The organism is Stappia sp. ICDLI1TA098 (assembly GCF_054880955.1).
On the sequence record NZ_JBTZBT010000001.1, the window covers coordinates 285,285 to 310,635 of the forward strand.

Annotated in this window: 23 protein-coding genes; 9 read left to right on the forward strand and 14 right to left on the reverse strand. The window is 65.5% G+C overall.

What is annotated here, in order from left to right:
- Positions 1-10: 10 nt before the first annotated feature.
- Complete coding sequence (locus tag ACSLUQ_RS01265) at positions 11-274, forward strand: hypothetical protein (protein ID WP_461807488.1); 264 nt, start codon at positions 11-13, stop codon at positions 272-274.
- Between the two features lie 54 nt (positions 275-328).
- Here ACSLUQ_RS01265 and ACSLUQ_RS01270 read toward each other — a convergent pair whose 3' ends face one another.
- The 8 genes from ACSLUQ_RS01270 to ACSLUQ_RS01305 all read right to left on the reverse strand — a co-directional run bounded on the left by ACSLUQ_RS01270 (position 329) and on the right by ACSLUQ_RS01305 (position 6,568).
- On the reverse strand, positions 329-1,273 hold the full coding sequence (locus ACSLUQ_RS01270; RefSeq protein ID WP_461808458.1) for a DUF1402 family protein: 945 nt from the start codon (positions 1,271-1,273) through the stop codon (positions 329-331).
- Between the two features lie 328 nt (positions 1,274-1,601).
- Positions 1,602-2,759 carry an anhydro-N-acetylmuramic acid kinase gene (locus ACSLUQ_RS01275; RefSeq protein WP_461807489.1) on the reverse strand — a complete coding sequence of 386 codons (1,158 nt, stop codon included), beginning with the start codon at positions 2,757-2,759 and terminating at the stop codon, positions 1,602-1,604.
- A gap of 321 nt (positions 2,760-3,080) precedes the next feature.
- Positions 3,081-4,142: a DUF1624 domain-containing protein gene (locus ACSLUQ_RS01280; protein WP_461807490.1), complete on the reverse strand. Its 1,062-nt coding sequence runs from the start codon at positions 4,140-4,142 to the stop codon at positions 3,081-3,083.
- Between the two features lie 37 nt (positions 4,143-4,179).
- Positions 4,180-5,070, reverse strand: coding sequence for a DMT family transporter (locus tag ACSLUQ_RS01285; protein WP_461807491.1), 891 nt, complete (start codon positions 5,068-5,070; stop codon positions 4,180-4,182).
- Between the two features lie 51 nt (positions 5,071-5,121).
- Complete coding sequence (locus tag ACSLUQ_RS01290) at positions 5,122-5,256, reverse strand: hypothetical protein (protein ID WP_417771138.1); 135 nt, start codon at positions 5,254-5,256, stop codon at positions 5,122-5,124.
- A gap of 243 nt (positions 5,257-5,499) precedes the next feature.
- Positions 5,500-5,910: a DUF3775 domain-containing protein gene (locus tag ACSLUQ_RS01295; protein ID WP_417771137.1), complete on the reverse strand. Its 411-nt coding sequence runs from the start codon at positions 5,908-5,910 to the stop codon at positions 5,500-5,502.
- A 137-nt stretch (positions 5,911-6,047) separates the two neighbouring features.
- Entirely contained in the window at positions 6,048-6,260 is a 213-nt protein-coding gene (locus tag ACSLUQ_RS01300; protein WP_461807492.1) for a hypothetical protein, read from the reverse strand.
- Positions 6,260-6,568 (reverse strand): hypothetical protein, encoded by a 309-nt coding sequence (locus ACSLUQ_RS01305; RefSeq protein WP_417771135.1) that lies wholly within the window; start codon positions 6,566-6,568, stop codon positions 6,260-6,262. Before ACSLUQ_RS01305 ends, ACSLUQ_RS01300 begins: the two co-directional genes overlap by 1 nt.
- A 253-nt stretch (positions 6,569-6,821) precedes the next feature.
- Here ACSLUQ_RS01305 and ACSLUQ_RS01310 point away from each other — a divergent pair, with 253 nt between their 5' ends.
- From ACSLUQ_RS01310 to msrP, 7 genes are all read left to right on the forward strand, one after another.
- Positions 6,822-7,943, forward strand: coding sequence for a nitrogen regulation protein NR(II) (locus ACSLUQ_RS01310; protein WP_417771134.1), 1,122 nt, complete (start codon positions 6,822-6,824; stop codon positions 7,941-7,943).
- Positions 7,944-8,246: 303 nt separating this feature from the next.
- Positions 8,247-8,744 (forward strand): TadE family protein, encoded by a 498-nt coding sequence (locus ACSLUQ_RS01315; RefSeq protein ID WP_417771133.1) that lies wholly within the window; start codon positions 8,247-8,249, stop codon positions 8,742-8,744.
- A gap of 21 nt (positions 8,745-8,765) precedes the next feature.
- Positions 8,766-10,424, forward strand: a complete 1,659-nt coding sequence (locus ACSLUQ_RS01320) for a TadG family pilus assembly protein (RefSeq protein WP_461807493.1) — start codon at positions 8,766-8,768, stop codon at positions 10,422-10,424.
- A gap of 113 nt (positions 10,425-10,537) precedes the next feature.
- Positions 10,538-11,737 (forward strand): pyridoxal phosphate-dependent aminotransferase, encoded by a 1,200-nt coding sequence (locus ACSLUQ_RS01325; protein WP_417771131.1) that lies wholly within the window; start codon positions 10,538-10,540, stop codon positions 11,735-11,737.
- Between the two features lie 298 nt (positions 11,738-12,035).
- Positions 12,036-14,093, forward strand: coding sequence for an elongation factor G (locus tag ACSLUQ_RS01330; protein WP_417771130.1), 2,058 nt, complete (start codon positions 12,036-12,038; stop codon positions 14,091-14,093).
- A 143-nt stretch (positions 14,094-14,236) separates the two neighbouring features.
- Entirely contained in the window at positions 14,237-15,370 is a 1,134-nt protein-coding gene (locus ACSLUQ_RS01335; protein WP_417771129.1) for a PQQ-dependent sugar dehydrogenase, read from the forward strand.
- A 112-nt stretch (positions 15,371-15,482) separates the two neighbouring features.
- Complete coding sequence (msrP, locus tag ACSLUQ_RS01340) at positions 15,483-16,445, forward strand: protein-methionine-sulfoxide reductase catalytic subunit MsrP (RefSeq protein WP_461808459.1); 963 nt, start codon at positions 15,483-15,485, stop codon at positions 16,443-16,445.
- Positions 16,446-17,046: 601 nt separating this feature from the next.
- Here the strand turns inward: msrP and ACSLUQ_RS01345 are convergent.
- The 3 genes from ACSLUQ_RS01345 to ACSLUQ_RS01355 are packed head-to-tail and all read right to left on the reverse strand — an operon-like array spanning position 17,047 to position 19,996.
- On the reverse strand, positions 17,047-17,937 hold the full coding sequence (locus ACSLUQ_RS01345; RefSeq protein ID WP_417771128.1) for a LysR family transcriptional regulator: 891 nt from the start codon (positions 17,935-17,937) through the stop codon (positions 17,047-17,049).
- Positions 17,938-17,992: 55 nt separating this feature from the next.
- Complete coding sequence (gene trxB, locus ACSLUQ_RS01350; RefSeq protein ID WP_417771127.1) at positions 17,993-18,958, reverse strand: thioredoxin-disulfide reductase; 966 nt, start codon at positions 18,956-18,958, stop codon at positions 17,993-17,995.
- A 12-nt stretch (positions 18,959-18,970) separates the two neighbouring features.
- Positions 18,971-19,996, reverse strand: a complete 1,026-nt coding sequence (locus ACSLUQ_RS01355; RefSeq protein ID WP_461807494.1) for a mitochondrial fission ELM1 family protein — start codon at positions 19,994-19,996, stop codon at positions 18,971-18,973.
- A 158-nt stretch (positions 19,997-20,154) separates the two neighbouring features.
- On the opposite strand from ACSLUQ_RS01355, the gene ACSLUQ_RS01360 reads away from it, so the two are divergent.
- On the forward strand, positions 20,155-20,631 hold the full coding sequence (locus ACSLUQ_RS01360; protein WP_417771125.1) for an Lrp/AsnC family transcriptional regulator: 477 nt from the start codon (positions 20,155-20,157) through the stop codon (positions 20,629-20,631).
- Between the two features lie 113 nt (positions 20,632-20,744).
- Here ACSLUQ_RS01360 and greA read toward each other — a convergent pair whose 3' ends face one another.
- The 3 genes from greA to ACSLUQ_RS01375 all read right to left on the reverse strand — a co-directional run bounded on the left by greA (position 20,745) and on the right by ACSLUQ_RS01375 (position 25,112).
- Positions 20,745-21,218, reverse strand: a complete 474-nt coding sequence (greA, locus tag ACSLUQ_RS01365) for a transcription elongation factor GreA (protein WP_417771124.1) — start codon at positions 21,216-21,218, stop codon at positions 20,745-20,747.
- A 117-nt stretch (positions 21,219-21,335) separates the two neighbouring features.
- A complete protein-coding gene (gene carB / locus ACSLUQ_RS01370; protein WP_417771123.1) occupies positions 21,336-24,650 on the reverse strand; it encodes a carbamoyl-phosphate synthase large subunit in 3,315 nt (1,104 codons plus the stop codon).
- Between the two features lie 141 nt (positions 24,651-24,791).
- On the reverse strand, positions 24,792-25,112 hold the full coding sequence (locus ACSLUQ_RS01375; RefSeq protein WP_417771212.1) for a helix-turn-helix domain-containing protein: 321 nt from the start codon (positions 25,110-25,112) through the stop codon (positions 24,792-24,794).
- Between the last annotated feature and the right edge of the window lie 239 nt (positions 25,113-25,351).

Sequence of the window (25,351 nt, forward strand, 5' to 3'; positions counted from 1 at the left end):
GGCCAACGACATGATCAAGCAGCTTGCCATTTTCGCCCTCATTGCCGCCGCTCTGGCCGCCTCGCAGACGGCGCGGGCTGGGGACTTCACCGACCGCCAGATGCTGATCGACCGGCTGAATCGCGACGAGGCCCGCGGCGGGCCTTATATTCGCGGCGGCCGGTCGGCGTTCCAGGCCCGGGTGAAGGTCTGCAACGTCATGCCGACGCCGGTGCGCGACCCCAAGACGGGCAAGCTGGTCAAGGTGATGAAGGAAGTCTGCTGGATGGAATGACGCTGGCCGCGAGCGGAACTCGGCGGCCTTCGCGGTCCGGGCAGGCCACGTCCGTCAGAGCAGGCCCTGAAGCACCTCGATCTTGTCGTTGACCAGCCAGCCGTAATAATTTTCCTCTGGCCAGCGGGCGCCGCCGGCAGCCCGCCGCCTGCGGAACGCGGCGGCGCGATCCCATGAATCTCCGAGGTTGTAGAGAGTCGCAGTCAGGCCCGGATTTCCCGAGATATCGACATTGGCGACGCTCTTGTAGGCGTCGATGGCGTCGCGCAGGACAGCGGCCATGTAGTGGAGAGACTTGCCCGGATCCATCGTCGCCCGGTAGATCTCCTGCTCGTTGCGCACGGAGAGCTTGGGATAGCCGCTGGTACGGTTGACCCGGTCGCTCATCATCAGCGCGGTCAGCGGCGAGAGCTGGCCGAGCCCGAAGCTCTGGCCGGCGAAGAGCGGTTGGAAGAAGGCTTCGTTGAAGTTCTTGCCGGGATAGCGGACACCATCGACCAGCTTGCCCTGGAACCTGGCTCTCCAGATCCGCTGGTAGCAGGACCACAGGCGGTTGCTTTCCTGCGAGCCGGCATTGCAGCGCTTGAACTCCGGGCGCTGGACGAAGTCGGCGACATGGACCCCGCCCAGTGAAAATTCCATGCGGATGCCGGCGTAGCTCAGCGCCTTGACGTAGTAGGACTGGGCGCTGTCGAGACTGTCGTAGTTATAGGTGTGCTCGCCGACAATCGCGCCCAGCATGTGGATCGGATCGATTCCGTAGGCGCTTGCCGCTTTCTTGATGTCCCGGATCAGCCGGGTGTCGCGACGAAGTACGCTGACGATCCTGTCAAACTTGGCGTCATAGGCGGACCGGCTGGCGGCTGTCCGCCGCGCCGAGGCGAACGGAATGCGCGGTTGCGATGCGTTGCGGTTGCCGGCGGGAACCTTTGTTGCGGCCTGTGCCGCCTCGATACCCAGGACGGGGGCAAGCGGGCCTCCTGCAAACGGCAGGGACAGGGCGAGGGCGATCGCGCCCAGGCGCAACAGGGAAGCGGTCTGTTTCACGGGCCAACTCGAGGTGACAAGGCGGTTCATGGGGCGGCCGGCAGGCCTGACGATCAGATGACGCCCTGCATATACGTTTCGGGCCGTAACGGAAAGGCGCATGCCGAAGGCGACCGCACGCGACCGGCGGCACAGGTGAATTGTCGCCGCGCGGGTGGGGGGAAGCTCGCGGCTGGCGAAGTTGCTCATCGCTCTGGTCGATCCTTGTTGTCGCTTCGGGGGGCGGCGAAGATGGTGGCGCCGGGCATCGGGGCTATCTGGGCGAGCGTCATGTGTCGCCTCAGGATGCTTTTCGCGCCGGCGGATGGCAGATCCGCCCACCGGTCGCGGGGCTGGCGACGCCCGTGGTGAGCGGAAAGCTGATTGGCAGTCCGGTGCGCACCCGCATCGCGAGAAAGGCGAAGCACTCGGCCTCGATCGCATCGCCGCGCCAGCCGACATCCTCGGCCACGGCGACATCGACGCGGGCTTCCTGGCGGATCGCCTCCAGCAGGTGCGGGTTGCGACGGCCGCCGCCGCAGACAATGACGCGGGCGGGACGACGTGGCAGCCGGTCGAGCGCCGCACCGACGGCGCCTGCGGTGAAGGCGGTCAGCGTCGCTGCTCCGTCCTCGACCGACAGACCGTCGGCCATCGCCGAGGTGAAGTCGTTGCGGTCAAGGGACTTCGGGTAGGGCGCATGCAGATAGGGATGGGCGAGGAGCCGCGCGAGGCGGTCGCGGTCGACCCGTCCGCTGGCCGCGACTTTTCCGTCCCGGTCCATGTCGCCGAGGCCGTGGGCACCGATCCAGTCGTTGAGCGGAGCATTGGCCGGGCCCGTGTCGAACGCATGCGGCAACCCGTCCTCGTCGACCCAGGTGATGTTGCCGACGCCGCCGAGATTGAGAACGGCGGTCTCCGGACCGGCGCCGATCGAGCGCAGGAGCGCGGTGTGATAGATGGGTGCGAGCGGCGCGCCCTGGCCACCGAGCGTCATATCGTGGCTGCGGAAGTCGTTGACGACGGGTATTCCGAGGCGTTCGGCCATCAATGTGCCGTTGCCGAGCTGGCGGGTGCGGCCGCAGGCGCCGCCGGTTGGTGCGCGGTGCAGCACGGTCTGTCCATGGAAGCCGACGGCGGCAATCTCGTCGTGGCCGATCCCGTGCTCTGCGAGGAAGTCGGCCACCGCTTGCGACTGGGCCTCGCTGACGCGCGCCTCCGCCTCGGCGAAGATGTCAGGCTCCGGTCCCTCGAAGTTCCACAGCGCGGCCTCCTTGAGCGTTGTCGCCAGCAGCGGCTTCAGGCCGTCGGGATAGGGGGCAAGTCTCCAGGGGCCGAAGGCAAACACGCGCTCGCCGTCGGTGCGCAGCATGGCGATGTCGATGTTGCCATCGAGGACGGTGCCGGTCATCAGGCCGATTGCCCAGTGTCCTTCGGAGGTGTGGTCAGACGTGTTCATGCGATTCTCGTTGACTGGCGATAGGTTAGCGGCACGCGGGGACATCGCGGCGAGCAGAGGTGGGACCGGGAAAACGCGCGGAGCGTGAGCGAGGGAGGGCTGGTCAGTGGTGTCGGTACCCGGCACCCGGCAGCGGCCTTTCCACCTGAAATCCGCTTCCGCATGGTTCTGCCTCCCCCTTTGTCCCGATTGCAGCCCTGTACGTTTTCGGTTGCGATCCTGGTCCTCATCGCAACCGCGAGAACTCTAGCATGAGCGTGCCCCATCGGGGCAGGGGGAGCTGTGACCGGGATCACGTTCCCGCGATCCAGGTCCGTTGACCTAGTCGTCGGAGAGGGTCGTTGCGCGCGTGCATTGCCCGTAGGCGTTGCTGATGGCCGAGTTCAAAGTCGGATCGTCGCTGCGTTCCAGCAGGCGGACCCAGCTCCCTTCCGAGGAGAGGGTGTCGAGCGTGCAGCGGCAGATCTCGGCGCAGTCGGGCGGCGGGACGTTGCCCTCTGCCTCCGCCTCTCCGGGCTCCAGGATGGCGCAGCTCATCTCGCATTGCTCGAGGAAGGCCGTTTCTGCCGGATCCGGAGCGACGCCGAGGGAAACGGCGGCCCACACCGCGCCGTAGAGAAGCGGCTGATGCAGGAGATAGAAGGCGAGCGAGTGCCTGCCGAAAAAGGCCGTGAGCCGTGTGCCAATGCCTCTTGCCCGCCATGTGCCAAGTCTTGCCCATGCTGGCGTGGACAGCGTGAGGCGGGCGATGGCGATGCCGGCGAGGATCGGGGCGAGCCAGGGAAACAGGGGGACGTGGTCCACCGACGGCGACGAGGTGGCGACAAGGCCCGTCCAGCCGAACCAGTCGTCTCCGGCAAAGGAGAGGCTGAGCACGCGCGGCAGCGCCAGCGCGCCGGCGGCTGCGAGAAGCGTCAGCGGCGCCGGCACGAAGACGAAGGGAAGCGTGATGAGAGAACCGGCGGCAATGGCGTGCAGGATGCCGAAGCGGACATACTGGTCGCCGAGCGCGTACCAGGTGGCGAGGCTGATCGCGCCGGCGGCAAGGGCGATGCGCCCGGCACGCAGGAGCGCCGCCTTCCAGCGGATGCCGCGCCGATGAGACAACACCAGCCCGACACCGACAAGGAAGAGGAAGGACCCTGCGATCGCGGCCGCGAAGCTGCGCCAGCCGGCTCCGCGGTCGACGGGCCAGTCGACAAGCGCGAACCAGGAAAGGTCCCAGGACAGATGGTAGACCGCCATCGCCAGCAGCGCGATGCCGCGCGCCACATCCAGCCAGTCGAGCCGGCCTGATCGGTCGGCGCGGGCACTGGCTGCGTCGTCGCCCGGGGGCGGCGGTGGCGCGCAAGGAGAAACCGCGGTGCCTGTCTCTTCGGTCATGGCGGCGGGTCTTTCCGTGTTGGGGCTCGGTTCGACGTCAGGCGCGGCGCAGGCGCGCGCGGCGGGCGTCGACGAGCGGTGCGAGCTGGACGACCAGGATCGCGGCGAAGATGAGCAGGCAGCCGGCGAGGCCTGTTGGCGTCAGCCTCTCGCCGAGAAGGAGCGCGCCGAAGAGTGCGGCGAAAAGAGCCTCTGACGACAGCAGGATCGCGGCGTCGACGGAGCCCGTCCATCGTTGCCCAAGCGCCTGAAGCGTGAACCCGAGGCATCCCGAAATCACACTGGTGTAAAGAAGCTCCGGCCAGGCGCTGGCGATATCGCCCAGCGTTATCGGCTCGAGGAACAGGCCCGGCAGAAGCGCGACGAGGCCGGTCACGCCGAATTGCCATGCCGACAGCGCCAGCGGTCGGCCGCTGGTGGCGGCAAACCGGCCGATCAAGCTGACGTGCAGGGCCCAGAAGATCGCGCAGACGAGCATCAAAACATCGCCGCTGCCAAGCGTGCCGAGCGAGCCGCGACCCAGCATCCAGATTCCGGCGAGCGTCACCAGGGACGCCGGCCAGACGATGACATGCGGCCGCTCATGGAAGATCAGCGCGGCCATGACGGGTGTCAGGACAACGTAGACCGCCGTCAGGAAGCCGGCGTTGGTGACGCTTGTCGTCGTCAGGCCGACCTGCTGCAGAGTGATGCCGAGAAAGAAGATCAGTCCGAGCAGGGTGAAACGCAGGAAATGCCGGGGGGCAAGCGGCGCGGGTCCCCTTTCGCGCAGGGCGAAGGGCAGCACCACAAGGGCTGCGATGGAGAAGCGGATCCCCGTGAAGGTCAACGGCCCCAGGTGATCCATCGCGGTCGACTGGGCGACGATTGCCGATCCCCAGATGAGGGCTGCGATAAGGAGAAGGCAATTTGCGGCAAGTCGGCTCATTCAGATCGGCTATCCGAAAGCGCCGGGGGCCGCAAGCGCCATTCGGTCCGTTCAGCCGTTGGGAAAGGCGAAGCAGATCACGAAGGTCAGGGCAAGTGTCGCCGAGGTGACCCAAAGGGCTGTCGGCCAGGGAGAGACCCTGCGTACGGAAAGGGTGTCTGCGTCAGTCCGGTTGGTGAAGCTCATGCGCACTCTCCGCCGTTTGTCACGCACGAAAAGTTAAGTGTTTTGGTTAACGAAGAGTAAAGAGGCGAATTGCGCGCCTGTCGGGTTATTCAGATATTTTGCAACTCGCTGTGGATTTCCAAGCCTTTTCAGTCACGAACCGCGCGACACTGCGGTCGCGCGGTTCGTGACTGAAAAGGTAAACGGGCGGGCGGGTCCATGACCGTCGCCCGCCCGCGTCCCGATCATTTTTGACTGCCGGGGTCAAAGCTCGAGCGCGTCGAGTCCTGCTTCCAGGTGATCCGCCATCAGCGGCATGCCGAGCAGATACTTGGCGGTCGAGCCGACGGCGCGCTCGCGCGCCTCGTTCACGGCCTGCTGGAAATCTTCCGCGTCGAAATCGCCGCGACCGATCCACAGCAAGGCGACGAGCTCTGCGGCCTCGTCGACGTTGAGGTCCTCGATCAGCTCACGCAGCTCCTCTTCGCTGAGATTTTCGGTCTCTTCCTCGGCGAGCCCGTCGTGGGCGTGGCTGTCGGTGAGCGTGTCCTCGTCGAACTCAACTTCGTGGTCGTTGCCGTCCTCGAAGCTGTCTTCGAGGGCTCCCGAGACCGCACGCGCCTTCTGGATCAGCATCCGGATCGTGTCCGGTGATAGGCTGAGATCGACCGCCATATTTCAAGCTCCCTGTCGGGGTGGAGAGGACGGATCCTGTCCTCCCGCATCGTTCCCCGATGTTTCGCGCGTTTTCGCGTGCTTCGCAATGGCGGGTGGGGGAGGTGTGGACGGAACGCGGCGGGCGGTTGCCTCGATCAGCGGCTCTGCGGGGGAGTTTCCGTCGCGGCTTGCTCGGCCGGGGCGATCCGCTTGAGCGTATGGGCGAGCGGTCCGCCGAACATCGTCAGAGACAGCGCGAACAGGAGGCCGAGGGCAACCGCCAGCCCGAGCATCGCCGCGGCGCTTTCCTCGCTGCCGCGTTCGCCGCGCGTCGAGGGGCGGGACGAGAGGGAAAGGGCACGGGGCATCAGTAGAAACCTCTGTCGTGGCGCTTGCCGCGTTCGGCACCGTCCTTCAGGCCCTGCACCATGTGGCGGGCCAGCATCGACAGCAGCAGCAGCATCGAGCCGAAGGCGAGCGCGAGAACGCCCATCGTCCAGTCGTCGGCAGCGGTCGCGCCGGCGGCCCGTGCGCTGGAGGCAATGAAGATCGCCGGCAGGGCGCCAATGGCGACGACCAGGGCAGCGCGCATTGGAACGGCAAGCCTGCGCCAGCGGCGCGGCTTGGCGGTGCCGGAGAGAACGGACTTGCGCGGGGAGGAACTGGGGGAACGCATCTGACTGCTCCGCGTTTCGCTTTTGGTCGATGCGTTGAAGGTGACGGGCGAAAGGGGCTTCGCAAGGTCGCCAATCGGGCGCTTCCTGTGTCATTTGTAGGCGGATTGAAGGCAGATCATGGCGCTCCCGCCACATACATTTCCACATTCTTACCGGCCCCTTTACCGATTGGCAGGAGCTTTCGCCCATGATCCTTGGCATAAGTGAGCGCCTGGCGCGACGGTGCCGTCGGGAGCCTAAGTCGGAAGATTGATGATGGAATCCTTGGAGAAGCCGGAGCCGCAGGCGAGCCCTGAAGCGGACCGTGGCCCGCGCCAGCCCGCGGGAGCGCCCGGTGCCGCCGACGCGGCCCTTTCGCTCGCCGGTCTCGGCTTCTTCATGGTCGATATCCAGGCCAAGCGGATCGTCTGGCTGGAATCTCAGACGCTTGATTTCGCCGCGCGCGCCGGTCTCAACGAGGCGCCACTTTCGAGCGCATTGCGCCTTCTCGCCCAAAACGACCAGAAGCAGATTCTGGGCCTCATCCAGCAGGCCGTGAAATACGGTGCATCCGGTCCGGCCGAGCTTGGCGGCGGCGAGGTCGGCACCGGGCTGACGTTGTCGGCCATGCGCTACCAGGCCGAGGGCGGGCGGACGTTTATCGTTGCCGTTGCCGACAGCGAGCAGGAGGAGGAGGGGACCGGCTCGGCCGTGCGCGGTGTCGCGCCGCTCATCCGCCATCTGGTCGAGAGCAGCGAGAAGGCCGTTCTCGTCGTCGACAGCTTCGGTTACCTGCGCTACGCCAATGATGCGCTGGTGTCGCTGTTCCACATAGCCGATGCCTCATTGTGCGTTGGCCGCAACATCGCCCACATCCCCAACCGCGTCGGCAAGACGCTGACCTCCGTCGTGCTGACGACACTGGCCAGACGGGCGCCGATGGAGGGGAACAAGCGGTTCTTCCTGTCCTCGGGCGACTCGATGACGCTGACGTTCTCGATCGTTCCGTTCCGGGTGTCCTCCGGACTCGGCGGCGTCGTTTTCTCGGCGGAAAAGGTCACCTCCAGTGCGGTTGATTTCATGCAGGTGTTCAACTGCGTGAACGCGCCGACGCTTGTGGTCGACGTCAAGACCCGCATGACCGTCGCGGTCAATGCCGCGGCGCGCAAGACCTTCGCCATCAGCGAGCAGCTGATGGAATCGGCGCCGATCACCGAGACCATGCTGCATCCGAAGACGTTCATGACCCTGCTCGACCACGCCCGCAAGGGGGCGACGACGCCGGTTCAGGCGACGGTCAGCGGCTTCGACGGCGTGTCGCGCAGCAAGCGGCTGCGCGTGACGCTGATGGAAACCGGCTCCGCGCATTATCTCCTCATCGAAAGCAAGCACTAAGCCGGGCACCGCCCGGGGGTGATGCTTAAGGCTCCCGTCTCCGGTCGTCCCGACCGGACGCCTTCGCGCGTGCCGAGTCTCCAGAGGCTCCGCCCGAGAGCAGCGGTACTTGCTGTTTTTTGAGAAAAACTTCTCCGAGCGCCGCGTGTGCAGCGGGAGGCGAAGTATTTGAATTTCAATTGACTGGTGCGGTGTCGGGAAAATGCAATCACATGTAGCAATTCCGACTTACCCAGGGTTGGTGGAATATTCACTTTCTCTTCATTTTTCGAGCGTGGAATTGCCGTAGGGGAAAATATTTACATGCTGGTTTTTCGATTTTTCGAACCGGCGACAGGCGGGAGGGAACTTCAATGTTGGGAGTTCGACATGACAAGAAAAGAAGATCGAGTTTTCCTCGAAAGCCAATCCGGCGCGGCTGCTGTTGAGTTCGCAATCGTCGTCCCGGTTTTTCTTCTCATCATGCTGGGCATCCTGGCCTACGGAATTTACTTCGGCGCGGCGCACAGCGTCGCGCAGATCGCGGCGGATGCGGCGCGCGCCTCGGTTGCGGGATTGTCCGATGCGGAGCGCGAACGGATCGTGCGTACGCATATCGCGGCAAGTGCGGGGTCCTATGCCCTCATCGACGGCGCCAAGGTGGCCGTGGACGCTGGCCCTCTTCCTGGAAATGCACGTCAGTTTCGCGTCGTCGTGACCTATCACGCCGGCGACCTTCCGATCTGGCAGATGCGGCCGATGCTTCCCTTGCCGAGCGAAACGATCCAGCGCGTCGCCATCGTTTCGCGTGGCGGCTACTGAGTGCGGGCGAGGGAGCGTGTCATGGGATTGTCTCTTCGCCGCCGCCTGCGTGATTTCAGCCGTGATACCTCCGGAACCATTGCCCTCATGGCGGGCTTCTTCTTCCTGCTCATGATCGGGGTGACCGCCCTGGCCATCGACGTCGGTTCGCTCTACTTCGAGCGCCGTGTCCTGCAGGGCGGGGCCGACCTTGCGGCCATCGCCGGAGCAGGCGACATCGCGCGGGCCGAGGAACGGGTCGAGGCGACGCTCGCGGCAAATCAGGTCCTGGCCGATTATGAGGTCGTGCGGGGCAATTACGTCGCGGATCCGGATGTGGAGCCCGATCAGCGCTTCACAGCGGGGCGTCTGCCCTACAATGCGGTGCGCGTGAACCTCAGTCAGCCGGGCAAGATCTTCTTCGCCCGCGTGTTCGACGCCCAGCAACCCGAGATCAGTGTCACCGCCGTGGCCGCCAGCGCGGAACTGGCCTCGTTCAGCATCGGCAGCAGGCTCGCGTCCTTGAAGGGTGGTGTCGCGAACCAGTTGCTGGGCGCGCTGGTCGGCGGATCCGTAAACCTGTCGGTGATGGACTACCGGGCGCTGGCCGATGTCGATCTGCGGATCGCCGAGGTCCTTCAGGGACTGTCGACGAGCGGGGCGGTCACCGCCGGAACCTATGGTGAGGTGCTGTCCGGTTCCGTCACGGTCGGCGAACTGATGAAGGTGCTTGCCGACATCTCCGCCGCGCAGGGCGATGCCGCCGCCTCCGTTGCGTTGCGCAGGCTGGGCCAGGCGGCCGGGTCCGACATTTCCGTGCCGCTTTCGTTTCTCGTCGACGCCGGCCCCTTCGCCGAGCTTGCCATCGGCGACCCAGCGGAAGGTTTCGACCTTTCGGCATCCGCGCTTGATCTCGTTTCCGCATCCACGGTTCTCGCCAACGGAGGGCGACAGGTGGAGCTTAACCTGTCGATTGCCATTCCCGGGCTTTCCAGTGTCAAGGCGGTCGTTGCCATCGGTGAGCCGATGCAGGGGACATCGATGATGGCTGTCGGCCAGCGCGACACCAGCGTCTCGACAGCACAAACGCGCCTGCGTCTCGTCGCCCAGATCGGTGGCAAGGGGCTGTTCTCGACAATCTCACTCAAGCTGCCGCTTTATCTCGACCTGGCGCACGCGCGCGCCTCGCTGGACAGGATCGCCTGCCTGCCGGGCGGTGGCGTGGCGGTCAGGATCGCGGCCAGGCCGGGGATCGCCGACCTTTGGATCGGAGAGATCGATACGGCGACGATGGCGGATTTTTCGGCTTCTCCTCTTGTTTCCAAAGCCGACATCGCAGTGCTGCCGCTCATTCGCGTTCGCGGTATTGCCCATGTGGAAGCCGGCAGCGTGCAGGAGAAGATCCTGTCGTTCTCGCGTTCAGACATCGGCCGTACGCCGGGCAAGAGCGTCAGCACCACGACGATCCTGCAGTCGGTGGTCTCTTCTCTGCTCGGCGATCTGGACCTCGATGTCCGGCTTCTCGGCCTGGGGCTGACGGAAGCGAATGTCACGGCCGGTCTCGTCAACACGCTCGAGGGGGTGGCGATGCCGCTCGATGCGGTGGTGAATTCGCTTCTCTCGACGCTTGGCCTACATCTGGGCGAGGCGGATATCCGTCTGCACGCGGTGCGGTGTGACGGGGGCGTTCTGGCCGGCTGAACGCCGTCCGACGGGGCTGAGCGGCGAGATCCACCCTTGCACGCTTCCGCCGCCGGCAGTAGGGTCCGCGCTTGCACATCCTACCGCCCATCGGGCCTCATCGGGAGATCATCATGGCCTTCATCGCCGACGCGCTTGCGCGCGTCAAACCGTCCGCGACCATTGCCGTTACCAACAAGGCACGGGAGCTGAAAGCGGCGGGTCGCGACGTTATCGGACTTGGAGCCGGAGAACCGGACTTCGACACGCCGGCGAACATCAAGACGGCGGCGATCAACGCGATCAATGAAGGCAAGACGAAATACACGGCCGTCGATGGCATTCCCGAGCTGAAGCAGGCGATCGTCGCCAAGTTCAAGCGCGAGAATGGCCTGTCCTACGAGGCCGGTCAGGTCACCGTCGGCACCGGCGGCAAGCAGGTGCTCTACAACGCGCTGGTCGCGACGCTGAACCCGGGCGACGAAGTCATCGTGCCGACACCCTACTGGGTGAGCTATCCGGACATGGTTCTGCTCGCAGGCGGCAGCCCGGTCATCGTCGACGCCGACCAGCAGACCTTCAAGGTCGCGCCGGAGGCCATCGAGGCGGCGATCACGCCGAAGACCAAGTGGATCATCTTCAACTCGCCATCGAACCCGTCGGGCGCCGCCTACACGCGCGCCGAGCTCAAGGCGATCACCGATGTGCTCATGCGTCATCCCCATGTCTGGGTGATGACCGACGACATGTACGAGCACCTGGTCTACGACGATTTCGAGTTCACCACGCCGGCCCAGGTGGAACCCGGTCTTTATGACCGCACACTGACGGTCAACGGTGTTTCCAAGGCCTATGCCATGACCGGCTGGCGCATCGGCTACGCGGCCGGTCCGGCCGAGCTCATCAAGGCGATGGCGAAGATCCAGTCGCAGTCCACGTCGAACCCCTGTTCCATCGCCCAGTGGGCGGCGGTCGAGGCTTTGACCGGACCGCAGGACTTCATCCCGAAGAACAACGAGGTGTTCAAGGGCCGTCGCGATCTCGTCGTCTCGATGCTGAACCAGGCCAAGGGCATCACCTGCCCGGTGCCGGAAGGCGCGTTCTACGTGTTCCCCTCCTGCGCCGGCACGATCGGCAAGACGGCGCCGTCCGGCAAGGTCATCGAGAGCGACGAGGATTTCGTCACGGAGCTGCTCGAGACTGAAGGCGTGGCGGTGGTTCAGGGCTCGGCCTTCGGTCTTGGCCCGAACTTCCGGATCTCCTACGCCACTTCGACCGAGGCGCTCGAGGAAGCCTGCACGCGCATCCAGCGCTTCTGCGGCAACCTCAAGTAGGACAGCGCGGCGCTTTCCCGCTCTCGCGGGCGTGCGGCATCTCATTGTGATCGGGGCCGGTCGGCATTGCGCCGCCGGCCCTTTTCTTTTCGCGCGACAGCCACCCCGTCCCCTGCCTTCGATGTTGCGCCGCAGTATCGGTTTCCCTTGCGTTTCCTGCCGTTTCGGCGACGATGGATGTCCGCCCGCGGTCCGGCGGGCGGCGGTACCGGTATGCGGATTTGCCGTTCAGGACCGCACCGGTTCCTTCGACAACCACGAGGCTCGCATGGCGGGCCGGGGAGAAGGAGACGCGATCATGGGCGGAAAAGGCGAACAAGGCGGCAGAGAGGTCGGGCCCCGGTGCATCGGGATCGTCGGTCCCTTCGGCAGTGGCAAGACCACGCTGTTGGAGGCTGTTCTCGCGCGCACCGGGGCCATTGCCAGACAGGGGAGTGTTCCTGCCGGCACCAGTGTCGGTGACGGCGCGCCAGAGGCGCGCGCCCATACGATGAGCGTCGAGGTCAATGTCGCCTCGACGGACTATCTCGGCGACAACTTCACCTTCCTCGATTGCCCCGGCGCGGTGGACTTCCTCGCCGAGAGCCTCGGCGTTCTTGCCGGCGTCGATCTCGCCATCGTCGTTGCCGAGGCGGACGAGAAGAAGGTCCCGGCCTTGCAGGTGATCCTCAAGGAGCTTGAAGATCGCAACATCCCGCGCATTCTCTTCCTCAACAAGATCGACAGGTCCGCTGCGCGCATGCGTGACGTTCTGGCGATGCTGCAGCCGGCCTCGGCGGTGCCGCTGGTTCTGCGCGAGATCCCGATCTGGCGGGATGGAACGGCGGTTGGCTATGTCGACCTGGCGCTGGAGCGGGCCCATGTCTTTCGCGAGAATGCGGAAAGCGAGGTGATCGATATTCCCGACGATGCGAAGGCGCGGGAGATGGAAGCGCGCTTCTCGATGCTGGAAACGCTCGCCGATCATGACGACGACCTCATGGAGGCCCTTCTGGAGGACGAGAAGCCACGCACCGATCATGTCTTCGCCGATCTTTCCGGGGAGATGCGCAAAGGCTTCATCGTGCCGGTGTTCTTCGGCTCGGCCGAACGCGGCAACGGTATCGGCAGGCTGCTGAAGGCCCTGCGCCACGAGGCGCCCGGCATCGCCGTGACCCGGGCGCGGCTTGGGCTCGTCGCCGGCGACACGGCGATCGTGCAGATCCTCAAGACCGTGCACACGGCCCACGCCGGCAAGCTCTCGCTCGCCCGCCTGCTCAGCGGGCGTCTCGGTGATGCGGACACCGTGTGCCGCGAGGACGGCGGTGAGGCGCGTATCTCCGGCTTCTACCGGGTCACCGGCCAGCAGGCCGCCAAGCGGGGCCCGGCTGTGGCCGGCGAGACCGTCGGCCTTGGCAAGCTCGACAAGGTTCTGACCGGGGAGACGCTGAGCGCGACTGGATCGGTTGTGCAACTTGCTCCCCTCGTCCCGCCGGCCCCGGTCATGGGGCTTGCGGTCTCGCCGAGTGAGCGGCGCGACGAGGTCAAGCTTTCGGCCGCGCTTGCCCGGCTTGGAGAGGAGGATCCGAGCCTGGTGATCACCCACCAGCAGGACAGCGCCCAGACGCTTCTCGAGGGGCAGGGCGAAATGCACCTGAGGGTGGCGCTCGAGCGGCTTGCGGGCAAATACGGCCTGTCGGTGAATACCGAAACGCCTGCCATCCCCTACCGGGAAACCATCCGCACGGGCACCAGCGTGCGTGCGCGGCACAAGAAGCAGTCCGGAGGTCACGGCCAGTTCGGCGACGTGGCGCTCGATATCCGTCCGCTGCCGCGTGGCGAGGGGCTCGTATTTGCCGATACGATCACCGGTGGTGTCGTGCCCAAGCAGTACATCCCTTCCGTTCGCTCCGGTGTGGAGGAGGCGCTTGCCCAGGGGACGCTCGGCTTTCCGGTGGTCGATCTCGCCGTCACGCTCACCGACGGCTCGTTCCATAGTGTCGATTCCTCGGACCAGGCGTTCCGCATGGCGGCGATCCAGGCCCTTCGCGAGGGACTTCCGAATTGTCAGCCGGTGCTGCTCGAGCCGGTCCTGATTGTCACGATAAGCTGCCCGAGCGAGGCAACCGCGCGGATCAACGCCATCGTTTCCAGCCGGCGCGGACAGTTGCTCGGCTTCGATGCGCGCCCGGGATGGTCCGGGTGGGACGAGGTGAGCTGCCTGTTGCCGGAAACGGAGATGGAAGGGCTCATCATCGAGTTGCGCTCGGCGACAGCCGGTGTTGCCACTTTCACTTCGCGCTTCGACCATCTGGCCGAACTCACGGGGAAGGCGGCGGATCAGGTTCTTGCCCGCCACGGCCGGCGCGCCGCCTGAGAGACGCGCCACGCCAGACTGCCCTGCGGTTCGCGGCGCTCGCGGTCGCAGGGCTCCGGGGCCGCTGCCGACTGGATCCGCGGCAGATCCCGCCTACATGACGAACTGGGCGTGGCGGCGAAAACCTGGAGGCTCTCTTGTCCGTGCGATTTCTTCTTCTTGCAACGGCCCTGGCGGTGCCCGTCGCCGTCACAGCGGTGCGGGCCGAGCCGCTCGCGCATGCGACCGATCTGACACGGATCGTCGTGACGCCGGTCGTCTCGGGGCTCTCCTATCCGTGGGGCTTCGACTTTCTTCCCGACGGCTCGATCCTCGTCAACGAGATCGAGGGGCGCATGATCCTGGTGCCGGCGGATGGTACGGAGCGGATCACTGTTTCCGGAGTGCCCGAGGTTCGGGCGGCGGGCCAGGGCGGCCTGCTTGATCTCGTGGTCGCGGGCGACTTCGCCGAGAGTGGCACTGTCTATTTCACCTTTTCCGAACCGGGCGCGGCAGGCGCGGGAACGGCCGCGGCGCGCGCCCGCCTTGTGCGTGCGAATGGTGACGCGCGGCTGGAGGATGTTACCGTCATCGCCCGCATGGCGAAGAAGACCGGTTCCGGCCGTCATTACGGCTCGCGTGTGGTTCCCGCGCCGGACGGCACTGTCTTCGTCACGCTCGGCGACCGGGGCGAGGCGGATCGGGCGCAGGACCCGTTCGATCATGCTGGCTCGGTCCTGCGCGTCACGGCCGATGGAGGTGTTCCCGCGGACAATCCCTTTGCCGACGGCAAGGCGGCGCTGCCGGAGATCTGGTCTGTGGGCCACCGCAATGTGCAAGGCGCGGCCATCGAGCCTGGCACCGGCCTGCTGTGGACGGTCGAGCATGGTGCGCGCGGGGGCGACGAGATCAATCGGCCGGAAGCCGGGAAAAACTACGGCTGGCCCATCGTTTCCTATGGGCGGCACTACTCCGGCCTTCCCATCGGCATCGGTACGCAGGCGGAAGGCTACGAGCCGCCCCTCTATCACTGGGATCCCTCCATCGCCCCCTCGGGTATGGCCTTTTACACGGGAGACGCGGTTCCGGTGTGGTCCGGCGATCTCTTCGTCGGCGCGCTTAAGGACCAGCTCATCTCGCGGCTCGAGGTTGTCGGCGGCAAGGTCGTCAGCGAGGAGCGGATCCTGCAGGGCGACTATGGCCGCATCCGCACATTGCGCAATGCACCTGACGGCGGGCTCTGGTTCTCGACCGACGAGGAGGAGGGTGGAATTTACCGGATCAAAGGGGCGATGTAGGTCTGATGCGCGGCGGCTTCACCTCGGCTTGATTTGCACGCGAGCAGTTGTCGGCGTTACTCAGGCCTTGCGGTGTTCGCAACCGGCGGCGCCAGGAGGCATGGAGAGCATGATGAACATCATCCGCAAGCGGAGCTGGGAAATGCCGGAGCGCCTGGCGACACCGGAGGCGGCGTTCCTGAATAGGCGTGCCTTTCTCGCCGGTGCCGCGGGAGCCGGGGCGATCTTGTCCGGCGTCGCCATGCTCCGACCCGCCTTTGCCGAGGGGGACCCTAGCGCGGGTCTCTATCCGGCTGCCCGCAACGATGCCTATGTGATCGAGCGGGAGATTACGCCCGAGCGGCTTACATCCCGCTACAACAATTTCTACGAGTTCGGCTCCCACAAGCAGATCGCTTCGGCGGCTCAGGCGTTGAAGATCCGTCCCTGGGAAGTCCGCATCGACGGTCTTTGCGACAACCCGCAGACCATTGCCATCGACGACCTGCTGAAGAAGATGAAGCTGGAAGAACGCCTCTACCGCCACCGCTGCGTCGAGGCCTGGTCTATGGCCGTGCCCTGGACCGGATTTCCGCTGGCCGATCTCGTAAGCCTCGCTGGCCCCAAGGCAGGTGCGAAGTATCTCCGCATGGAGACCTTTCTTGATCCGGACGTGGCCAGCGGCCAGCGTGCGGACTGGTATCCCTGGCCCTATGTCGAAGGACTGACGCTCGCCGAGGCGACGAACGAACTCGCCTTCATGGTGACGGGTGTCTACGGCAAGCCGTTGGCCAAGCAGTATGGCGCGCCCCTGCGTCTCGCCGTGCCGTGGAAATACGGCTTCAAGTCGATCAAGTCGATCGTCCGCTTCTCCTTCACGGAAGAGCGCCCGCAGAGCTTCTGGGAGCAGATAGCGGCCTCGGAATACGGGTTCTGGGCCAACGTCAATCCGCAGGTACCGCATCCGCGCTGGAGCCAGGCGCGCGAGCAGCTTCTCGCGACCGGCGAGCATGTGCCGACCCGCCTCTTCAACGGCTACGGTGAGCAGGTGGCTGGCCTCTACAAGGGGCTGGAGGGTGAGAACCTCTACATGTGACCGCACGCTCGCGCTGCAAGCAAAACACGACCACGGCAGAGACGTCCGGCACCGAAAGGGCCGGGCGTTTCGTCTTTTTGAGGGGGAGTTCAAGTCTTTCCCTGGCGGGCAAAAAAAATGCCGGGTCCGAAGACCCGGCAGTTATTCGATTATGCCACCTAAGTGGCGCAATCACCTTCCAGAGGGGAACAGCTGGTCGCATCAGACGTCGCTGGGAGGAGATAGCGACGAAGCAGACCAACAGCCTGCTGCTTATATGCAGTGCACAACCCGCCTACGCAAGAGGCAGTGTTGCAGATCAGCTATGCAAAAAGCGTTGATCGGCTGCCGGGGGCGGGCAGCGGCCGGCGTCGGAGGGCACTTGTGCCCTTCCCGTGATCGTATTTCTGGTCAGAAAGTCCGCATTTGCCTGCGTTCTGGACAGGTGGAGTGGCGCTCGCAATGCCAGCCATGACGCGAAACTGTGCGGGTGGGAGTCGGGCCGCGCCCGAAAGATGCGTGCCCCTCCGCCGCGCGGGCCGGCGCGGGCCGGCGCGGGCCGGCGCGGGAGAGGGGACATTATGCCGCAGTGCGGGAGAAAATGGCGCCGCCGGGCGCCGGATCAGAAGGTCCAGCGTTCTGCCTTGGAGAGCAGGAAGTCGCGGAAGGCCGTGACGCGGGCGGTGTTCTTCAGCTCAGAGGGATAGACGAAGTAGGTGTCGAAGCTCGGAACCTCCGCCTCCGGCATGAGCTGCACGAGGCCGGAGCCTTCCTCGTTGATATAGTCTGGCAGCATGGCGATGCCGATGCCACGCTCGACCGCGCGGCGGATGGCCACCACGTTGTTTATCCGCAGCACGCAGCGGCGGATCTCGCCTTGCGGGAGACCGGCGGTCTCCATCCAGTTCATGTCGCGCAGATAGGCCGGCGCGTGCTCGCCGAAGGTGACAAGGCGGTGGTTGTCGAGGTCGGCGACCGACTTAGGGGCTCCGAACCTCTGGATGTAGGCGGGCGAGGCATAAAGGTGGAAGTGCACGGTGAACAGCTTGCGCTGGATCAGGTCCGGCTGCGTCGGCTTGCGCAGGCGGATCGCCACATCGGCCTCGCGCATGCCGAGATCGAGTTCGTCGTCATCGAAGATCAGCCGGAGTTCCATCTCCGGGTAGAGGTCGATGAACTCGTTGAGCCGCTTGGTCAGCCACGTCGAGCCGAGGCCGACGGTGGTGGTGATCCTGAGCGTCCCGCTCGGCTTCTCGCGGCTGTCGGTGAGGCGGGTCTGCACCGACTCCAGCTTCATGAAGACTTCGCGCGCGGTGCGGTACAGCACTTCGCCCTGTTCCGTCAGCAGCAGACCGCGCGCATGGCGGTGGAAGAGGGGGATCTTGAGGTCGTGCTCGAGCGCGCTCACCTGTCGGCTCACGGCCGACTGGCTCATGTTGAGCACGTCTCCTGCATGGGTGAAGCTGCCGGCCTGCGCGGCCGCGTGAAAGATGCGCAGTTTGTCCCAATCCAACGGCACGATGTGTCCAGCCCGTGTTCTTGTGGTTCAGCCCTCTGGGGCTCTCAGGCTATTCTGCTGCGACAGCGTCGGCAACGTCCAGTTCCGCAAGGTAGCGTTCGGCCTCCAGCGCGGCCATGCAACCCATGCCGGCCGCTGTCACGGCCTGGCGGTATGTCTCGTCGGTGACATCGCCGGCGGCAAAGACGCCGGGGATTGATGTGACCGTGCTGTCGGGCGCGGTCCAGATGTAGCCGGACGGCTTCATCTTCAGCTGTTCCTTGAACAATTCGGCCGCCGGCGCATGCCCGATGGCAACGAAGAACCCGTCAGCGGCAATGTCGCGGGTCTCGCCGGTCTTGACGTCGCGCACGCGCGCGCCGGTCACCGCCTTGGGCGTGCCGCCGCCCAGCACCGCCTCGACGACACTGTCCCAGACGACCTCGATCTTGGTATTGCGCTGCAGCCGTTCCTGCAAAATGCGCTCGGCACGGAACGAATCGCGGCGATGGACGATTGTGACCTTGGAGGCAAGATTGGCGAGATAGAGCGCTTCTTCCACGGCGGTGTTGCCGCCGCCGACGACGATCACTTCCTTGCCGCGGTAGAAGAAGCCATCGCAGGTCGCGCAGGCCGAGACGCCGGCGCCCATGAATTCCTGCTCCGTCGGGATGCCGAGCCACCTTGCCTGTGCGCCGGTGGCGATCACCAGCGCATCGCAGGTGTGAACGGTGCCGCTGTCACCGGTCAGGCGGAACGGGCGGACGGAAAGATCGGCGGAGAGGATCGTGTCGTAGATGATCTGCGTGCCGACGTTCTCTGCCTGCTTGCGCATCTCCTCCATCAGCCAGGGCCCCTGGATCGGATCGGCGAAGCCTGGATAGTTCTCCACCTCCGTGGTGATGGTGAGCTGTCCGCCGGGCTGGATGCCGGTCACGAGCACCGGTTCGAGCATGGCGCGCGCCGCATAGACGGCGGCGGTGTACCCGGCGGGACCGGATCCGACGATCAGGAGCTTGTGGTGCTGCTCGGCCATGGGCGTGTTCCTTCAGCTTTCCGCCCGCGCGCTTGCTTCGGCGAGCTGGGCGCGGTGTGCGGAATATCTCCAGCGGATCGCGGCCGCGATCCGGGGGGTTGCATCGATTGGCTCGTAGGTAGTCGTTTTAAGTGGGCCGGGGAAGGGGTGGACGTGCCCGAGGCGGGCCAATCCCGAAAGAAATTGCTCGAACTTGCGGTGTCCGCCGGAAGGACGGAACACATGCACGGGCCGCCCGGTGGCGAGCGCCTCGCCGACCATGTTGGCGGAGTCCGCCGTTACGATGATCGCGTCCGCATTCGCCAGGAAGGCAACGAGCGGATTGTCGCCCGTTCCGTCCCAAAGGAGGTGGCCCGGGGCATCGGCGAGTGGCTGCAGCATCCGGTGCAGGGAGTCCGGCGTGCGGCGCGAGGCGGTGGCCATGAAATGGCATCCCTGCGCGTCGAGCCGCTTCAGCCCGTCGACGAACCGCGAGATGTCCATGTCGTTGAAGCGGTAGTGACGGCTGTCGCCGCCCACGAGAACGGCGACCCGCGGATGAGGGAGGGCAGCGATATCCGCCGGCGGGTTGGCGCGCGCGGCCGCGAGGCGGGCCTGCGAGAACCGGTGCGGCCCGGTCGCCGTGACCAGGACATTGTCGCCGCGCAAGGGGTCGTGGTCCGCCACCCAGATGAGGTCGGCCGCTGTCGTTCCCGCGCGCGGGTCCTTCAGGAAGACGGTAAACGTACGCCCGCCGCTGTCGCGTTTGATGCGGCGCAGGTAGGCGACGGCCCGCCGTCCGGAGGCGATGGCAATGTCGGGGAATGGGCCCGCGATCGGGCTGGCTGGATTCTCGGGCGCGTCGCGCGGGTCGATGTCGCCGCGCGGCATCAGCCAGCTCCAGGGCGCGCGCGGGCGCACGCGGCGCAGGTCGGCCGAAAGTCCGAGCGCCTCGGCAACACCGATGCACTGGGTTTCATCGCCGGCCTTGCCGTCGGTGACGATCCAGGCGCTGGCGCCCGAAAGATCGTCTTCGCTTGTCGTATATTTCCCGATCATGCCGTTTGTTGTCACACTATTGCACAACTGCGCAAAAAACCTTAAGGGGCGTATCCTAGAACAGACGCTCGCGGCGGTGCGAGTCGGAATGTCGGGCGCCCCGGTCGCGCCGCTCCGATCCCGCGGCTGTGTGCCAGTGATTGGCGAAGGAGACCAGTGTGAAAATCCGTCTGGATGCGATTGATTGGCATATCCTGCAGGAGCTGCAGAACGACGGGCGTATCACCAATGTCGAGCTTGCCCGCCGCGTCGGCATTTCGGCTCCTCCGTGCCTGCGGCGTGTCAGGGCGCTGGAGGAGGCCGGGCTCATTCTCGGCTACCGCACGCTGCTCGATGAGAAGCAGCTCGGCTACGACGTTACCGCCTTCGCCATGGTCGGGCTGCACAGCCAGACCGAGGCCGACCTGCTGGCCTTCGAGGAGAAGGTTCAGTCCTGGTCGCAGGTGCGCGAGAGCTACATGCTCTCTGGTGAGGTCGACTTCCTGCTGAAGTGCGTGGTTCCCGACCTGCAGAGCTTCCAGAACTTCATCATCCGCGATCTGACCGCCGCCCCCAATGTCGACAGCGTACGGACCGCCCTCACCATCCGCCAGACCAAGAACGAACCCGTCGTACCAATGCGCGACGTGGGGTGAGTGTCTGTCCGCCCGCTTCTGCCGGTCGTCCATTCGCACAAAAAAGGCGCCGCTTCCAACCGGGAGCAGCGCCTTTTTTCAAATGCGATCCGCCTGAGAGCGGCAGCCCGGTCTCAGCCGAACTTGACCTTCATGATCTCGTAGGCCCGCGCGCCACCCGGCGCCGTGACCTCGACGCTGTCGCCGACAGCCTTGCCGATCAGCGCGCGCGCGATGGGCGAGGAGATCGAGATGCGGCCAAGCTTCACGTCGGCCTCGACATCGCCGACGATCATGTACTTCTTCTCTTCGTCGGTGTCTTCGTCGACCAGCGTCACCGTGGCCCCGAACTTTACCGTGTCCCCGGACAGTTTGGCGACGTCGATCACCTCCGCGCGGCCGAGCTTGTCCTCGAGTTCGCTGATGCGACCCTCGTTTAGGCTCTGCTGCTCCTTGGCGGCATGATATTCGGCGTTTTCCGACAGGTCGCCATGGGCGCGCGCCTCGGAGATGGCCTGAATGATGCGCGGACGCTCTTCGGAGGTACGCTGCTTCAGTTCCTTCTCGAGCATGGCATAGCCAGCGCTTGTCATCGGAACTTTTTCCATAGGTCTTCGACCCCTTCATCTCGAATGCCGGCAGCCGGACACGCATGTCTTCGGGTGCTCGGGTAACAAGACACACGTCCGGCCGGGGATTTCCCGGCCGGTACGCTCAAAAATCGGTCAGGCCTCTGCGAAGTAGGCCTGCAGCGGAAACACTTCAAGATTGCCCGAGGCGTAAGCCTCGATGCCCTTCGCGGCGGCAATAGCCCCTGCCAAGGTCGTGTAGTAGGGAACCTTGTGCAAAAGGGCCGCCCGGCGGAGCGAGCGGCTGTCGGAGAGTGCCTGTGCGCCTTCCGTCGTGTTGAAGACGAGCTGCACTTCTCCATTCTTGATAGCATCAACGATGTGGGGACGCCCTTCAAGCACCTTGTTGACCTTGTCGCAGGAAATCCCCCGCTCCTCAAGGAATGCCTGCGTGCCATGGGTGGCGATGATCCGGAAACCGGCCTTCGCCAGGCGCTGGATCGGGTCGAGCGCGCGCTCCTTGTCCTGGTCGCGCACGGACACGAACACGGTGCCGCTGGTGGGAACACCCGTGCCCGAGCCGAGCTGCGACTTGGCGAAGGCGACCTCGAACGAGCCGTTGAGCCCCATGACCTCGCCGGTGGAGCGCATTTCCGGGCCGAGGATCGTGTCGACGCCCTGGAAGCGCGCGAAGGGGAACACGGCTTCCTTCACGGCGACATGGTTGAGCTTGCGCGTCTGGAGGCCGAAGCTTGCCAGCGGCTCGCCGGCCATGATGCGCGAGGCGATCTTGGCGATCGGCTGGCCGATGGTCTTGGCGACGAACGGTACGGTGCGCGAGGCGCGCGGGTTGACCTCCAGGACATAGATCTCGCCGTTCCTGATCGCGAACTGAACGTTCATCAGGCCACCGACTTCAAGTGCACGGGCGAGCACCTCGGTCTGGCGGGTGAGTTCTGCGACCATCTCGTCGGAGAGCGAATAGGGCGGCAGCGAGCACGCGCTGTCGCCCGAATGGATACCCGCTTCCTCGATGTGCTCCATGATGCCGCAGACGAAGACGTCCTTGCCATCGGCAAGCGCGTCGACGTCGACCTCGATGGCGCCGTCGAGATAGCGGTCGAACAGCAGCGGGTTCTTGCCAAGCACGGTGTTGATCTGGCCGGTCTTGTCGTTCGGGTACTTGGCCCGGACCTCGGCCGGCACCAGCTCCGGCAGCGTGCCGAGCAGATAGGCGTTGAGCGCCTCCTCGTCCCGGATGATCTGCATGGCGCGGCCGCCGAGCACGTAGGAGGGGCGCACGACCAGCGGCAGGCCGAGCTCGGCCACGATGAGCCGGCTCTGCTCGACCGAATAGGCGATGCCGTTCTGCGGCTGCTTCAGACCCTGGCGCTGCAGCAGCTTCTGGAAGCGGTCGCGGTCCTCGGCCAGGTCGAGCATGTCAGGGGCGGTGCCCAGGATCGGCACGTCGGCCTCGACCAGAGCCTGGGCGAGCTTGAGCGGGGTCTGTCCGCCGAACTGCACGATGACGCCATGCAGCGTGCCCTTCGTCCGTTCGGTGCGGATGATTTCCAGCACGTCTTCTGCGGTCAGCGGCTCGAAATAGAGCCGGTCGGAGGTGTCGTAGTCGGTGGACACGGTCTCCGGGTTGCAGTTGATCATGATGGTTTCGAAGCCGACCTCCTGCAGCGCGAAGGCCGCATGGCAGCAGCAATAGTCGAACTCGATGCCCTGGCCGATCCGGTTCGGACCGCCGCCGAGAATGACGACCTTCTTGCGCTCGCTCGGCTGTGCCTCGTCGGCGAGCTTGCCGGCGAAGGGGACCTCGTAGGACGAGTACATGTAGGCGGTCGGCGAGGCGAATTCCGCCGCGCAGGTGTCGATGCGCTTGTAGACCGGGTGCACGTCGAGGCGGGCACGCAGCTGTGCTACGTCACGCTCCTCGCTCCGGGCCAGAGAGGCGAGGCGCGCGTCGGAAAAGCCCATCCCCTTCAGCCGGCGCAGGGCGTCGGCGTTTTGCGGCAGGCCGTGAGCGCGGATCTTTTCTTCCGTCTCGACGATTGTCTGGATCTGGCGCAGGAACCAGGGGTCCATCTGGCAGGAGCGGTGCACCTCAGCAAGGTCCGCGCCGAGGCGGAAGGCCTGGGCCACCTTGAGCAGCCGGTCCGGCGTCGGCGAGGCGAGGGCGGCGCGGATCGCGTTCTTGTCGTCGTTCTGCCCGAGGCCGGGGATCTCGACCTCGTCGAGGCCGGTCAGGCCGGTCTCGAGACCGCGCAGCGCCTTCTGCAGGCTCTCGGCGAAGGTGCGGCCGATGGCCATGACTTCGCCGACCGACTTCATCGCGGTCGTCAGGGTCGGCTCGGCGCCCGGGAACTTCTCGAAGGCGAAACGAGGGATCTTGGTGACGACATAGTCGATCGACGGCTCGAAGGAGGCCGGCGTCGCGCCGCCGGTGATGTCGTTCTCCAGTTCATCGAGCGTGTAGCCGACCGCAAGCTTCGCCGCGATCTTGGCGATCGGGAAGCCGGTCGCCTTGGAGGCGAGCGCGGAGGAGCGCGACACGCGCGGGTTCATCTCGATGACAATCAGCCGGCCGTTCTCGGGATTGACCGCGAACTGCACGTTGGAGCCACCGGTCTCGACGCCGATCTCGCGCAGCACCGCCAGCGAGGCGTCGCGCATGATCTGGTATTCCTTGTCGGTCAGCGTCAGCGCCGGGGCGACGGTGATCGAATCGCCGGTATGCACGCCCATCGGATCGATGTTCTCGATGGAGCAGATGATGATGCAGTTGTCCGCCTTGTCGCGGACGACCTCCATCTCGTACTCCTTCCAGCCGATGACCGATTCCTCGACCAGCACCTCGGTCGTCGGCGAGGCGTCGAGGCCGCGCTCGATGATGTCGAGATATTCCTCGCGGTTGTAGGCGATGCCGCCGCCGGTGCCGCCGAGCGTGAAGGACGGGCGGATGATCGCCGGCAGGCCGATGTCGTCGAGTGCATCGAGCGCCTCGGACAGGGAGTGGGCGAGGCGCGAACGCGGCGTCTCGAGCCCGATCTTCTCCATCGTCTGGCGGAACAGCTCACGGTCCTCGGCCTTGTCGATCGCCTCCGCGGTGGCGCCGATCATCTGCACGCCGTACTTCTCCAGCACGCCCATCTTGCGCAGGGAAAGCGCGCAGTTCAGCGCTGTCTGGCCACCCATCGTCGGCAGCAGCGCATCGGGGCGCTCCTTCTCGATGATCTTGGCGACGATCTCCGGCGTGATCGGCTCGATGTAGGTGGCGTCGGCGAGATCCGGATCGGTCATGATCGTCGCCGGGTTCGAGTTCACCAGAATCACCCGGTAGCCTTCTTCGCGCAGGGCCTTGCAGGCCTGGGTGCCGGAATAGTCGAACTCGCAGGCCTGACCGATGATGATCGGGCCGGCGCCGATGATCAGAATGGAGGAGATATCTGTGCGTTTGGGCATGAAGGGCTCGCGAGGATGCACCACGACCTGCACTGGGTGCCGGGCGGGTGAGGCTTCTGGTTCTTGCAAAGTGTTCGGCTGAGCGCGCCTTATAGGGAAAAATGGCGTCGGGCGAAACCCCATCCGGGGCAGTCAGGCGGCCTATTCGTCTCCAGGCGCGGCATCGGCGCCCGGGTCGGCCGTATCGCCCGCCTGCGCGCGCAGGGCGCGGTGCCCGTCGAAGTCGGCGATGCCGATGCTGATCGCGTAGCAGGCAAGCCTTACGGAGCGGGGGATCTCGACCGGCCGTCCGTTGCGATCGCCCTTCTCGTAGTACTGAATCATCCGCTTCTTGAGGCCCAGGCGCTCGGCCGCGTCCTTCTGCTTCAGTCCGAGGGACTTGCGCCATTCCCGGAAGAGCTCCGGGGACATCGTGTCGCCGCGCGGACCAGATCCGCCAGCGTCGAGCAGGTGCGTGGGCATGGTCACGATCGGTCTCCCCCGGGCTTGTTCGCAGCGGCAACACGCAAAAAGTGCGCGCCCTTGTTTCAGCCCTCGGGCAGGCTTTGTCAAATCCTGCCGGCGCGGGGAAACAGTGGCGGCCAAGTGGCAGTGCGCGCGAGAGCCGCCCGCCGCCGTGAAAGATGGTAAATGGCGCTGGGCGCTGCGACATCCGCTGTTCCAGCCATGCGGAAGGGATAGCCCTCGGGCATCGGTCCTGA